At 67.8% G+C, this 12,581-nt stretch carries 11 protein-coding genes and 1 pseudogene; 9 read left to right on the top strand and 3 right to left on the bottom strand.

The window, feature by feature from the left end; genetic code table 11:
- Positions 1 to 75: 75 nt before the first annotated feature.
- On the bottom strand, positions 76 to 777 hold the full coding sequence (locus NC4_RS09095) for a ferritin-like fold-containing protein (protein WP_157554408.1): 702 nt from the start codon (positions 775 to 777) through the stop codon (positions 76 to 78).
- 162 nt (positions 778 to 939) lie between these two features.
- On the opposite strand from NC4_RS09095, the gene NC4_RS09090 reads away from it, so the two are divergent.
- On the top strand, positions 940 to 2,121 hold the full coding sequence (locus tag NC4_RS09090) for an SGNH/GDSL hydrolase family protein (RefSeq protein WP_067534942.1): 1,182 nt from the start codon (positions 940 to 942) through the stop codon (positions 2,119 to 2,121).
- Here NC4_RS09090 and NC4_RS09085 read toward each other — a convergent pair.
- Positions 2,114 to 3,148: an alpha/beta hydrolase gene (locus tag NC4_RS09085; RefSeq protein ID WP_067536039.1), complete on the bottom strand. Its 1,035-nt coding sequence runs from the start codon at positions 3,146 to 3,148 to the stop codon at positions 2,114 to 2,116. The genes NC4_RS09090 and NC4_RS09085 overlap by 8 nt on opposite strands.
- Before the next feature lie 467 nt (positions 3,149 to 3,615).
- On the opposite strand from NC4_RS09085, the pseudogene NC4_RS09080 reads away from it, so the two are divergent.
- From NC4_RS09080 to NC4_RS09055, 6 genes and pseudogenes are all read left to right on the top strand, one after another.
- Positions 3,616 to 5,190: pseudogene (locus NC4_RS09080) on the top strand (DEAD/DEAH box helicase); the annotation flags it as partial.
- Between the two features lie 1,164 nt (positions 5,191 to 6,354).
- On the top strand, positions 6,355 to 7,575 hold the full coding sequence (locus tag NC4_RS09075; protein ID WP_067534939.1) for an Rv3212 family protein: 1,221 nt from the start codon (positions 6,355 to 6,357) through the stop codon (positions 7,573 to 7,575).
- Between the two features lie 95 nt (positions 7,576 to 7,670).
- Positions 7,671 to 8,282, top strand: coding sequence for an acid phosphatase (locus NC4_RS09070; RefSeq protein ID WP_157554406.1), 612 nt, complete (start codon positions 7,671 to 7,673; stop codon positions 8,280 to 8,282).
- A gap of 11 nt (positions 8,283 to 8,293) precedes the next feature.
- The gene (locus NC4_RS09065; RefSeq protein ID WP_067534936.1) at positions 8,294 to 8,779 is read left to right on the top strand and encodes a GNAT family N-acetyltransferase; all 486 of its coding nucleotides are present in this window, start codon (positions 8,294 to 8,296) and stop codon (positions 8,777 to 8,779) included.
- Between the two features lie 98 nt (positions 8,780 to 8,877).
- Positions 8,878 to 9,225, top strand: a complete 348-nt coding sequence (locus tag NC4_RS09060; protein ID WP_067534931.1) for a YciI family protein — start codon at positions 8,878 to 8,880, stop codon at positions 9,223 to 9,225.
- Between the two features lie 23 nt (positions 9,226 to 9,248).
- Positions 9,249 to 10,400: an RNA polymerase sigma factor gene (locus tag NC4_RS09055; protein ID WP_218020964.1), complete on the top strand. Its 1,152-nt coding sequence runs from the start codon at positions 9,249 to 9,251 to the stop codon at positions 10,398 to 10,400.
- A gap of 101 nt (positions 10,401 to 10,501) precedes the next feature.
- Here NC4_RS09055 and NC4_RS09050 read toward each other — a convergent pair whose 3' ends face one another.
- A complete protein-coding gene (locus NC4_RS09050; RefSeq protein WP_245721572.1) occupies positions 10,502 to 10,936 on the bottom strand; it encodes a hypothetical protein in 435 nt (144 codons plus the stop codon).
- Between the two features lie 104 nt (positions 10,937 to 11,040).
- Here NC4_RS09050 and NC4_RS09045 point away from each other — a divergent pair, with 104 nt between their 5' ends.
- Together NC4_RS09045 and NC4_RS09040 are read left to right on the top strand one after the other, a co-directional pair.
- Positions 11,041 to 12,003 (top strand): diacylglycerol/lipid kinase family protein, encoded by a 963-nt coding sequence (locus NC4_RS09045; protein ID WP_067534922.1) that lies wholly within the window; start codon positions 11,041 to 11,043, stop codon positions 12,001 to 12,003.
- A 258-nt stretch (positions 12,004 to 12,261) separates the two neighbouring features.
- A complete protein-coding gene (locus NC4_RS09040; RefSeq protein ID WP_011211115.1) occupies positions 12,262 to 12,516 on the top strand; it encodes a WhiB family transcriptional regulator in 255 nt (84 codons plus the stop codon).
- The last annotated feature ends 65 nt before the right edge of the window (positions 12,517 to 12,581 follow it).

The following is a 12,581-nucleotide window of genomic DNA, read 5'->3' as shown; positions in this document are numbered from 1 at the left end:
CCTGTGCTGTCTGTGCCAACGCTAGCGCAGCGGCGCGAGCCACCGGCGGCCAGCGCCTGCGCTGTCAGCGAACAACTAGCCCAGACCCAGCACCCGCATGCGCTCGGCATGGCTGTCCTGCATGTGCTCGAACAGCGGCGCAATGCCGTTCAGGTCGCCGGTCACGGTCAGCACCAGATCGGTCAACTCGTCGCGCTGCGCCATGACGTACTGCGCCTGCGTAATGGCCTCGCCCAGCAGTCGGCGGCCCCACAGCGTGAGCCGGTCGCGCTCGGAGCGGTTGGCCGCGACGGCGCCGCGCACCTCCTCGATCACGAATTCGGAGTAGTCGGTCTCGGCCAGCACATCGCGCACCACGGCGGCGACCTCGGGAGTCAGGGCGCCGGCGATCTCGGTGTAGAAGTCGGCGGCGATACCGTCGCCGACATAGAACTTGACCATCGACTCCAGCCAGGTGGAGGGGTCGGTGGAGGCGTGATAGACGTCCAGGGCCCGCACGAACGGGGCCATGGCGTCGAAGACGTCGTGACCGCGACCGGACAGCGCCTGTTCGAGGGTCTGGAAATGCTCCATCTCATTGGCGGCCATCTTGGCGACCGACACCTTGCCACGCAGGGTCGGCGAGAGCTTCGCCTCCTCGGTGAGCCGGTAGAAGGCGGAAATCTCACCGTAGGCGAGCACCGCGAAAAGGTCGGTGACCCCCGGATTGTCGGCGGCGATCCGGCCGTCGGCGGACTCCGACGCTGCGCCCAGCGCGAATGACGAGTTTGCTCCCATAGGTCCCCACCCTAGCCCGCAACCGTGAACCGCATTCACCCATCAGGCAACCTGTCGGTGGCGTACCCTCGAGCTGTCCGTAATTCGTTGCGGCACTTAATATTTCATGATCGAACCGGACGACTCGGGGCTACCGGTACGAAACATCACTGTGGAGTTCCCATGCATCCCACGCCCACCGCAATTCAGAATCTCATCGTCCTCGGCGACAGCCTGTCGGATATCGGCATCAAACGGACCTCGCCCGCCGGAGTTTTCGCCCGCGCCGCGAACCTCATGCGCACCAATGAAGTCGGCCGCTACAGCGACGGCAAGAACTGGACCGATTTCGTCGTCGAATGGATGGGCGGACAATCACTGATCGGCACGAGCAAGGACGACACCGAAAACCTGACCAAGGGACACCGAGCGCTGACCGCCGTGCAATCGAATGTCCTCGGCAGCCATGTCGGCCAAGGGCTCCCGGTGCGCTACGCGAACTACGCCGAAGGCGGCGCAATCGCGGGCTCCGACTACAGCCCCGCCGGACTCGGCCATTTGAAAGACCAGTTCAACCGCTATATCAATGCCCGCCTGACACTGCTGGGCGAGGACATTCAAGTGGAGGGCACACCGAGCAAGAAGCGCCCGTGGCGCAAGACCTACACCCTGGCCGACACCGCCGATCACGAGTACAGCGGGCAGACCCTGCACGTCGTCTGGATCGGTCTCAACGACCTCATCACCGCGAAACGACCGTGCCCGGACGGTAAGAAACCCAAGGCGGGCACCGGCATCGAGCCATTGATCACCGAGATCTGGGAACTTGTGAATCTCATCCCCAACTCGCTCCCGACCAATCCCGCCCATGAGCACTTCATCCTCGTCGACCTGCCCAGCCCGCTGGTCTCCGTGCGATTCCAGGACATGGTGGCCGACAATGGCGAGGAATCTGCGCGGCAGGCCGTCGACAATGTGCGGAAATTCAACCTCGCGCTCAAGCAGCTGGCGACGAACTGGCCGCCACCCGGCGCCAAGCCGACCGACGGGCCCGGCGCGAATCCGGCCAATATCTCGTTCGTCGCCATGTCCGACTGGATGCAATTCGTCTCCGACCACGCCGGAGATTTCCACCTCACGCCGCTGGCTCAGGAGCACGGCCCGGTCGTTTACCTGGGACAGCAGGACACGCTGCCGCCGAAGCTGCGTCGCGCCATGACCACCAGCGATCTCGCACACCCCACCGCGGCGGTGTACGAGCTCATCGGACGACAGATCGTCGACGTCATGCTCAACGCCTACACGCTGGGCAAGCTGGATCGCACGTCGTGGCAGGCCATCCGGCCGTTCGCCACGATCAAGTGAGATCGCGCAGGAATTTGTCCAGGTACGTCCACGTGGTGTCGCGGGCGGTGAGAATGCCGAGTTGAGAACCGGGTGCGGTCTCGTATCGCACCTCCGGCGCACCGGTCAGTGTGGTGCGGCCGTGCTCGACGGCGGCGGCCCGGGTGATCACATCGTCCGGTCCGCCGACCAGCAGCACGGGGACGTTCACAGCGGCCAGGGCGATGCGGCGCTCACCCAGGTGCACCACGCCCTTGCCGATGTCGTTGTTGAGCATGAAACGCCCCCACAACTGGTTGTAGAAACGGCCCGGATAGCCGGGCAGCGAATTCTGGAACCGGTCAATGGTCTCCATGCGCGCCAGCGTCGCGGTGTCGGCGAGATTGCTCGCAATGAAGAAGGGGCGCTTGATCTCTCGATCCCACGCGGTGGCGCGGTAGGCGAAGCGGGTGAGCCGCGCGGACACCCCGCCCACCGCGCGGATGGCGGCGCTGGCGGTGCGGCCGCCGTCCAGGCGGGTCAGTTGGCGCAGTTCCTTGACGCCGATCATGTGGTCGTAGCTCAGCGGTGCGCCGACGGCGGTGATGGAGCGGATCGGCAGGGTCGGGTCGGCGGCGGCGGTCAGCAGTTCGAGCACGCCGCCGATGGACCAGCCCACCAGATCCACGGGACGGCCGCCGCGATCGGCGGAGACCTGGCGGATGGCCTCGGGCAGGATGTCGTCGATCCAGGTCTCGAAGCCCATGCGCCGGTCGTCGAAGGTGATGTCGCCGTAGTCGACCAGGTACGGCACGCGGCCGGTGTCGAGCAGGAAGCGGGCCATGGACAGGTCCGGGCGCAGATCGAAGCAGAAGGCCGGGGCGGCCAGCGGCGGGATCAGCAGCACCGCGTCGGCGTCCGCGTCGGCGCCGTCGTAGCGGCTCAGCAGGCGGTGCGGCGCGTCCGACAGTACGGTCGAGGGGGTGGGTTCCGGCGCCTCGATGCCGTCGCCGAAGGTCAAGGCCCACGCATTGCGCGCGGCCGTGGTCACGGTGTCTGCCAAGCTCACCCGCACAACTTCGCATAATCCGATACAGATTGTAACACATATGTGAGCAATCCAACTCGGGAACCGGACACGAATGCCCCGCGCGCGGCCCAATTGCCGTGCGGCGCAGGCTTTGACGACGCTGCGAAACCGAACACCCGGAATGCGAACCTCGTCCGGCAATGCGCCTACCAGCGCAATAGCGCCCGCCATTAACGGTGGCGGAAAACAGGGCGAAGGGCGTATGCCGCTACAATCTCCCTGGGCAGTGGAAATTGCCGCTCGAACGCGTTTGCCGGATACACGATGAACCGGCGCTCGAGCGCCCGCAGTCCACGGAAAATGTGCGCGCACTCCGATCCGAACATTGTGCGCCGCGTCAGGTCGATGCTCCCGAACCCGGACAGGCATCCCGCAGCGGCGAGAACGGATCAGTGGTCGTCGCGGACCGCCCGGGTCCGCCCCACACCTCGTGCGCGCGAGACGCGATAACGAGGAAAGGCAAGAACCTGAGCAAGATCACCGTAGAGCAGGAACCCGGTCTGGCCGACACGCTGCTGACCGCCGAGCTCGACGAAACCCACACCGCTCCCACCTTCGCCGAATTGGGCGTGCGCCCCGAGATCGTGCGGTCGCTCGCCGAGATCGGCATCGAGCGCACCTTCGCGATCCAGGAGCTCACGCTGCCGCTAGCGCTGGCCGGCGAGGATCTCATCGGCCAGGCCCGCACGGGTATGGGCAAGACCTTCGGATTCGGTGTGCCGCTGCTGCACCGCATCACCACCTCCGGCTCCGGCACCATCGAATTGGACGGCACGCCGCGCGCGCTGATCATCGTGCCGACCCGTGAGCTGTGCATCCAGGTCACCGAGGATCTGGAGAATGCCTCCAAGCATCTGACCAAGCTGCGCGTCACCTCCATTTACGGCGGTCGTCCGTACGAGTCGCAGATCGCGGCGCTGCGCGCGGGCGTGGATGTCGTGGTCGGCACGCCGGGACGACTACTGGATCTCGCCCAGCAGGGTCATCTGATCCTGGGCAAGGTGCAGGTGCTGGTCCTCGACGAGGCCGACGAAATGCTGGATCTGGGCTTCCTGCCCGATATCGAGCGCATTCTCACCATGGTTCCCGAGCAGCGTCAGACCATGCTGTTCTCGGCCACCATGCCGGGCCCGATCATTACCCTGGCCCGCACCTTCCTGAACCGGCCGACCCATATTCGCGCCGAGGAGCCGCACGATTCCGCGGTGCACGACCGCATCGCGCAGTTCGTCTACCGCGCGCACGCGCTGGACAAGACCGAACTGCTCGCCCGCGTCCTGCAGGCCGAAACACGTGGCGCGACCATGATCTTCGCCCGTACCAAGCGCACCGCGCAGAAGGTGGCGGACGATCTGGCCGAACGCGGCTTCTCCGTCGGCGCGGTGCACGGCGACCTCGGGCAGATCGCCCGGGAGAAGGCACTCAAGAAGTTCCGCGAGGGCAAGATCGACGTCCTGGTCGCCACCGATGTCGCCGCTCGCGGCATCGATATCGACGATGTCACCCACGTGGTCAACTACCAGTGCCCCGAGGACGAGAAGACCTACGTCCACCGCATCGGCCGCACCGGCCGCGCGGGTCGCGCGGGTGTGGCCGTGACCCTGGTCGACTGGGACGAGCTGCACCGCTGGGCCTCCATCGACAAGGCCCTCGACCTCGGCATCCCCGAACCGGTGGAAACGTATTCGCGTTCCCCTCACCTGTATTCCGAACTCGGCATTCCGGAGGGCTCCACCGGCCAGATCCGCAAGCCCAAACCGCAGCGCGACGAGGACGCCGTCGTCGTCGACCGCGAATCCCGCTCCCCCCGTAAGCGCAACCGCCGCCGCACCCGCGGCGGCCAGCCCCTCGAGGGCGAGAACAGCACCGAGTCGACCACCGATTCGCCTGCCCCCGAGGCTGATTCGGCCGAGGGCTCGGACAAGCCCGGCCGTCGCCGCCGTCGCCGCCGTCGCCGCCGCCGCGGTGGCAATGGCGACACCGCCGAAACCCCGACAGTGAACACCACCGTCGAGGCCGAAGCCACCACCGCCGACGCCGTGGTCGAAGCCGATGCCGAGCCGGGCGCCCGCTCCAGCCGCAACCGCCGCGGCAAGAGCACGGCCGACACCGCCAATGGTGTGAACACCCCGGCGGTTTCGGATAACGCCGCGGCCGAGGCGACGGCGAATATCGCCGCCGAGGCCAATGGCACCAGCGTGAACGGCAATTCGGCCGACGCCGTGGTCACCGTCACCGAGGCCGCCGACACCGTCGCCACGGCGCCGAAGGCCGAGCCGCGCAAGCGCACTCGCCGCACCACCAAGACCGAGGCCGAGGCCGTGAACAGCTCCGCCGACATCGCCGGTGCCGCAGTCACCGCTTCGGCGGACACGGGCTCCGCGGTCGCCACCGCCGTTACAGCGGGCGAAAGCTCCGATGAGCCGGTCAAGGCCGCACCGCGCAAGCGGACTCGCCGCACCGCAACGACCGCCGATGCGGCGGCCATCGGAACGGAGGCCGCAACCGACACGGCCGTCGCCGCCGATTCGGATGCGACCGTCGAGCCGAAGAAGCGCACTCGCCGCACCACCAAGGCCACCACCGCAGCCGTGAGCGACTCCGACGCCGCCGCAACCGCAGAGGTTGCCGAGGCACCGAAGAAGCGGGTGCGACGCGCCACAAAGGCCGCGCTCGAAACCACCGAATCGGCCGCCGCCGAGGGTGATTCGAGCGAGCCCGTTGCCGTTCGCCGCCCGCGTCGCCGAAAGGCCGACGTAACCGGCGAAGCCACCGCCACCGACACCGCGGTAGCCGCCTCGGCATAACGCCGCAAGCACCACCGGACAACCGCATTCATGCGGCACGGTCCACCACATCGACGGCAGGGCCGTTCCCCACCGGGAACGGCCCTGCCGCTCCCATATTCCACGCGCACAGGCCAGTCCGCGCCGAAAGCACTTCAACCACAACCGACACCGCCGTCGCCGCCCCGGCGTTGTGCATGCACCGCCCCGTCCGCAGTGGTCGCCGCCGCGGCGTCGTGGCGCGAATCGACCAGCCTTGATCACCGCTCGCGCATGAATGGCGGACATGCCGGAGGTGCGGGCGTGGGCGGTGCTCGGGGGCGGGCGAACTGGGGTTTGTCGGATAGGGGTGGCGGCGGGTTGGGCGGGGGGTGTGGCGGATCGGCTAGTCTCGCTGACGTGCTCGCACCGGAGCGGCGGACACGCGCCGATATTTTGACCGCTGTCGCGATTGCCGCTCTATTGGCGATCGCGGCGGGTGTGGTCTGGTGGAACAGTGCTGCGCGGGGGACCGAGTCGGTGATCGCGACGGAGACGTTGACGGCGCCGCCTACCTCGGTGCAGTTGCCTGCTGGGATGGACGAGTTGTGGCGGACGGCGGATTCGGCGGCGGAGCGGTCGCTGGCGGTGGGCGGGGTGGCCATTACCGGGGAGGGGGGCACGGTGACCGGGCGGAATCCGGTTACCGGGGAGCAGGTGTGGAAGTACGAGCGGGATGTGCCGCTGTGTGCGGTCGAAGTGCAGTTCGGCACGGTGATCGCCACTTATCGGGATGATCGCGGGTGTAGTCAGACCACGCTGTTGACGGCCGAGAACGGGGCGCGGCTGACGGCGCGGTCCAGTTATATGGACGATACGGTGACGCTCACGCCGGACGGCACCTATGTGCTGGCGCTGGGTGCGAACCGCCTTGAGATGTGGCGCTCCGATCTGGTGCGCACCCTGGAGTACGGGTATGTCGACGCGCCGGTGAACCCCCGGACGCAGCCCCGGACCGGGTGCACGCTGGTGTCGGCGGCCTCGGCGCCCAGTCGGCTCGCGGTGCTGGAGCGCTGCCCGAAGGACGAGGCCGATAGGCTCACCGTCCTCAATCCGGCCCCGAAGGACGGCACCGTCCCGGAGGAATACAGTTCGCACGTCCTCACCGAACCCGGCGGCGCGGTCGGGGGTGCGCGCGTACTGGCGGTGTCCGACAGCCGGATCGCGCTCTACCTACCCGGAACCCCTTCCACCGCACCGCAAATCGCGGTCTACGACATCTCCAGCAATCCGGTTGCCACACACCAGCTTTCGGCCCCACTCGCGGACGACGCAGCCATCGCCCACCTGAGCTCGGCCTACTTCCTGTTCACCGGCGACACCCTCATCGCCCTCAATGCCAGCGCCTTCGACCCGCTCTGGGGCGTCCCGAACGTGCTAGGCACCCCCGCCCTGCTCGCCGCCCAGATCCTCGTCCCCGTCCCCGGCGGCCTGGCCGCCCTCGATCCGGCCACCGGCGCCCAGCGCTCCCGAATCACCGTGCAGCGCACCGACTACCACGACGAACCCATCTCCCTAGCCACCGTGGGCCCCACCATCCTGGAGCGCCGAGGCACCACCCTCCACGCCCTGGGCTCCTGAAGCTGGACAGCCGATCACCGGGAACTGATGGCGGCATCGGCCGAGTAGACCCCGCCACCAGTTCCCGGTCGCAATCGTTTCGGATCGGCTCGGGCATGATCGACGGTATGGATGGCGGTGAGTTCCGGCTGGTTTTGCTGCGGCACGGGGAGACGGAGTGGTCGGCGACGCGGCGGCATACGGGGCGGACCGATATGCCGTTGACCGATGTCGGGGAGGCACAGGCGGTGGCGGCCGGGAAATTGATCGCCGGATTGGGACTGCGGAATCCCCTCGTACTGAGCAGTCCCCGCCAGCGCGCCCTGCGCACGGCCGAACTGGCCGGACTGCCGACCCCCGTCATCGACGACGACCTGGCCGAATGGGATTACGGCGAGTACGAGGGCCTCACCACCACCGAGATCCGGCGGTTCGCACCGGGCTGGACCATCTGGACCGGCACGGTGCCCGAGGGCGAGACGGCCGGACAGGTGCGCGCCCGCGCCGACCACGTGCTCGCCACCGCGACCCTGGAATTGGCCGCCCGCGATGTGGTGCTGGTCGGCCACGGCCATTTCTCGCGGGTCGTCATCGCCCGCTGGGCGGAGTTCGACGTCGTCGAGGGGCGGCGATTCTTCATGTCCACCGCCGCCGTTACGGTACTGGGGCATGATCACGGCGCTCGAACCGTGCTCGCGCACAACCTGGTTCCACAGCTCGACCCGTAGGAGGACCCGCCATGATCCGCCGCGCCACACCCGCCGATGTCCCGGCCCTCGTGAAGCTCGTCTACGACCTGGCCGAGTACGAGAAGGCGCGCGAGGAGTGCCTGCTCACCGAGGAGCAGCTGGAGACCTCGCTGTTCGGCCCGACCCCCAAGGTGTTCGCGCACGTGGCCGAGGGCCCGGGCAGCGCGGGCGTGGTCGGCTGCGCCATCTGGTTCCTGAACTACAGCACCTGGACCGGCACGCACGGCATCTACCTGGAGGATCTGTTCGTCGCACCGGAGGCGCGCGGCCTGCACCTGGGCCGCGATCTGCTGGCCGCGCTGGCCCGCGAGGCCGTCGCCAACGGGTATGCCCGGGTCGACTGGTCGGTACTGGACTGGAACAAGCCGTCCATCGACTTCTACGAGGCCCTCGGCGCCGTCGCGCAGGACGAGTGGACCGGCTACCGGCTGACCGGCTCCGCCCTGACCCGCCTGGCCGGGCACGCCGACGACTGAGATCGAAATTCCCCACCCGGGTCGTCGATTTCGCACCCGCTCCCGCGTCGAAGAGTTGGATGGTCCGAAGAGCGGACCGCACGACCGGAGGAGCACCGATGTCGAAATACCTCGCGCTGATCTTCGAGGATGCCCGCTGGGAGCATCCGGAACCGGATGAGCTCGACCGGGTGATCCAGGAGCACACGCGGTTCGGGGAGAAGAACCACACCGCCATCCTGGGCGGGGAGGCGCTGGCCTGGCGCACCACCGCCACCAGTATCCGGCCCGACGGCGGCAGCGGATTCCTGGTCACCGACGGGCCTTTCGTCGAGACCAAGGAGAATCTGGGCGGCTACTACCTGGTCGAGGCGCCCGATCTGGATGCCGCCATCGATCTCGCCAAGCAGATCCCGATGCCGCCCGGCTGCGGCGTCGAGCTCCGGCCGATCCGGGAATTCGGCTGAGCGGCACCGTGCATCACGCGGCCGTGGCCGCCTCCGTCGCGGACGCGCACCGGCGCGAGTGGGCCTTCGTGCTCGCCGCGACGGTGCGCGTCACCCGCGATCTGGACCTGGCCGAGGAGTGCGTGCAGGATGCCTACGCGCAGGCCCTGAGCCGATGGGGCGATCAGGGCGTCCCCGCGAAACCCGCCGCCTGGCTGACCACCGTCGCCCGCAATCGCGCCCTCGATCTGCTGCGTAGACAGTCCACCATGCGCCGCGCACTGCCCCTGCTGGTCGCGCCCGACAGCATGGGCGACATAGCCGAAACCATTGCGGCGGAATCGATTCCCGACGACCGCCTGCGCTTGATCTGCACCTGCTGCCATCCCGCCCTGGCCCTGGAAGCCCAAGTGGCGCTGACACTTCGGCTGGTCTGCGGCCTCACCACCGCGGAAGTGGCGCACGCCTTCCTGGTGCAGGAATCCACCATGGCCGCGCGAATCACCCGCGCCAAGAAGAAGATCGCGGCGGCCCGCATCCCCTATCGCGTACCCGCACCGGCGGGCGCGGATCTGATCCGCCGCGATCTCACCGAGCGCGCCACCGATCTGGCCCGCATGCTGCATCTGCTGCTGCCCGAGAACCCGTATGTGACAGGACTTCTCGCGCTCCTGCTGCTCACCGACGCACGCCGCCCGGCGCGCACCGACGACGACGGCGGCATGATCGCGCTGCGCGATCAGGACCGCTCGCGCTGGGATCGGGCCAAGATCGCCGAGGGCATCGCGCTGGTCCGCGCGGCCCTCGTCCATCGGCCGGGCCGCTACGCGCTGCAGGCCGCCATTGCCGCGGTGCACGGGGAGGCGCGCAGCTACGCCGATACCGATTGGCAGGAAGTCCTCGGCCTCTACGACGTCCTGATCCAGCTGTGGCCCTCCCCCGTCGTGGCGCTCAACCGCGCGGTCGCCCTCGGCATGGCGCGTGGCCCGTCCGCCGGGCTTGACGCCCTCGAAGCCCTCGCCGAGGAACCGCAACTTTCCGGCTACGTCTACGTCCCGGCGGCCCGCGCGCACTTCCTCGCCGCCCTCGGCTGGGACGCGGAGGCTCGCGCAACGTATGCGGCGGCCATCGAGCTGGCGGCCAACACCGCCGAGCGCGACTTCCTCATGACCAGAATGTCCGAAATCAGCGACTAGCGGGCAACCCGCTACTCGCCCGTTTCCCGTGCCCCTGGAACTAGGGGCACACCCGAGGTTGGACGGGCGACCAAAAGACGCTCAGCGGCGAATTCAGCGCCTTATTCGGAGGTGTCGTACCCCGCCGCCATCCACTGGTTCGACGCCGGAGCGAACAACAATCCCAATCCGACGAGCGCGACGAGCGTGACGGGCGTGCCCAATTCCGGCCTGCCCGAGGTGAACATGTACCAGGCGACGCCCAGCAACAGCAGCTGCGTGAGCACCGCGATGGCCCGTCCCCAGCGTTTCCCGCGCAGCAGCCCCAGGCCCGCCGCCAGCACCGCGCCGCCCACGATGACCGCATAACCCGCGGTCAGATAGCTGTTGTTCGCACTCTGCGCGGACCCGGTCAGACCCGTCACCACCAGCGCGATCGCGGCGATCAACCCGAGCGCGCCCTCGAAGGTCACCACCGCCCCCGCCCCGCGCACGGTGCTCGGCACGACCTCGCCGGTCTGCCGCGTCTTCTTCTCGCCGGAGTTCTGCTCAGCCACGGCGCCCAGCCTACGACCCGCGCGCCGCACCGAATCGCGAGCCCGCAAAGGAAAATCGCGGCCGCGGGCGTTCACCGTTGAACGGCGCTCAGTAGCATGCTTGGGTGCGGACCCTGCTGATCGTGAACCCGAATGCCACCTCGACGACCCCGGAAACTCGCGATCTGCTCGCCCACGCCCTGGAGAGCCGCACCCAGCTGACCGTCGCGCACACCGAACATCGCGGCCATGCCGCCGAGCTGGGCAAATGGGCCGCCGACACCCGCATGGACCTGATCGTGGTGCACGGCGGCGACGGCACCGTGAACGAAACCATCAATGGCTTCCTGCCGCTGCCCGGACAGCCGGAGCGGGAATGGCTGCCGCGGCTCGGCGTCATTCCGGGCGGCTCCGCGAATGTGTTCGCGCGTTCGCTCGGCATCGCCCCGGATCCGGTGACCGCCACCAATCAGCTCATCGATCTGCTCGCCGTGGACACCGATCGCCGCATCGGACTCGGCCTCGCGCACAGCGCCGAGGTGGACGACGCCGAGGATCGCTGGTTCCTGTTCAGCGCGGGCGTCGGCCTCGACGCCGACGTGTGCGAGGTGATCGATCACAAGCGCGCCAATGGAAAACCCGCGACGCCCGCGCGCTACCTGCGCACCACGGTGAAACAGTTCTTCCGCGCCAAAGGCCGCGATCCCCAAGTGCGCCTCGAGATTCCAGGTCACGAACCGGTCACGGAAGTGCATTACGCATTCGTGACCAACGCCAGTCCCTGGACGTATCTCGACAACACGCCCGTGCGCACGAATCCGGGAACCTCCTTCGAAACGGGTCTCGGGGTGTTTGCCATGCGCACGATGGGTGTGGTGCCGACCCTGCTGGTCGCCCGCCAGTTGCTCTCCGCGGATGGAAATCCACAGGGCCACAAATTGTTTCGAGAAGATAACGTCCCATCCGTGCAGATCACGGCGGCGGAGCCCATCGGGTTGCAAATCGACGGCGACTTCATCGGCCGACGCAACATGGTGAATTTCACAGCCGTTGCGGATATCCTCGATGTGGTCGCGCCGAAGCCGTAGCGGGCCCGACACACCTGAGAACAATCGCTGTTGTGCTGCGAAAACCCGCTCGACCGAGTACAAATGACACGGTAGGCCCCCGATGTAGGGGTCTTACAGCGTGAGCTTCCCCACGGTGCACCAGGTATCTATTGACATCTACGGTATTCGTGAAAGCATTCACAAGCAACCGTGCGGAAACATTCGAGTCGCACAAGTGAACGGACCACAAACCCGAAGGGCAGAGCCATGCGCATGCCCTAGCAAAGGAGCAGAGGAATGGACTGGCGCCACAAGGCCATCTGTCGCGACGAGGACCCCGAGCTGTTCTTCCCGGTGGGTAACAGTGGTCCGGCGCTCGCGCAGATTGCCGATGCCAAGCTGGTCTGCGCTCGCTGCCCTGTCACTGCCGATTGCCTGTCCTGGGCCCTGAAGTCCGGACAGGATGCCGGCGTGTGGGGTGGTATGAGCGAAGACGAGCGGCGTGCGCTGAAGCGTCGCAACGCCCGCACCCGTACCCGCACCGTCGTCTAACTTCAGACGACAGGCGTCGAGGCCGAGCCCCAGCCCCCGGCCGCGACGCAATTCGGCCCGGCACC

The sequence above is a fragment of the Nocardia crassostreae genome (genome assembly GCF_001613405.1).
In the GTDB taxonomy this organism is placed as follows: domain Bacteria; phylum Actinomycetota; class Actinomycetes; order Mycobacteriales; family Mycobacteriaceae; genus Nocardia; species Nocardia crassostreae.
The sequence above is the reverse complement of the archived record's forward strand: the minus strand, read 5'-3'. Positions and strand labels throughout refer to the sequence as shown.

What these genes read in the sequence shown, in the direction of transcription:
- NC4_RS09095 (WP_157554408.1), bottom strand. Translation starts at nt 777, where the DNA reads ATGGGAGCAAACTCGTCATTCGCGCTGGGCGCAGCGTCGGAGTCCGCC.
- NC4_RS09090 (WP_067534942.1), top strand. Translation starts at nt 940, where the DNA reads ATGCATCCCACGCCCACCGCAATTCAGAATCTCATCGTCCTCGGCGAC.
- NC4_RS09070 (WP_157554406.1), top strand. Translation starts at nt 7,671, where the DNA reads ATGATCGACGGTATGGATGGCGGTGAGTTCCGGCTGGTTTTGCTGCGG.
- NC4_RS09065 (WP_067534936.1), top strand. Translation starts at nt 8,294, where the DNA reads ATGATCCGCCGCGCCACACCCGCCGATGTCCCGGCCCTCGTGAAGCTC.
- NC4_RS09060 (WP_067534931.1), top strand. Translation starts at nt 8,878, where the DNA reads ATGTCGAAATACCTCGCGCTGATCTTCGAGGATGCCCGCTGGGAGCAT.
- NC4_RS09040 (WP_011211115.1), top strand. Translation starts at nt 12,262, where the DNA reads ATGGACTGGCGCCACAAGGCCATCTGTCGCGACGAGGACCCCGAGCTG.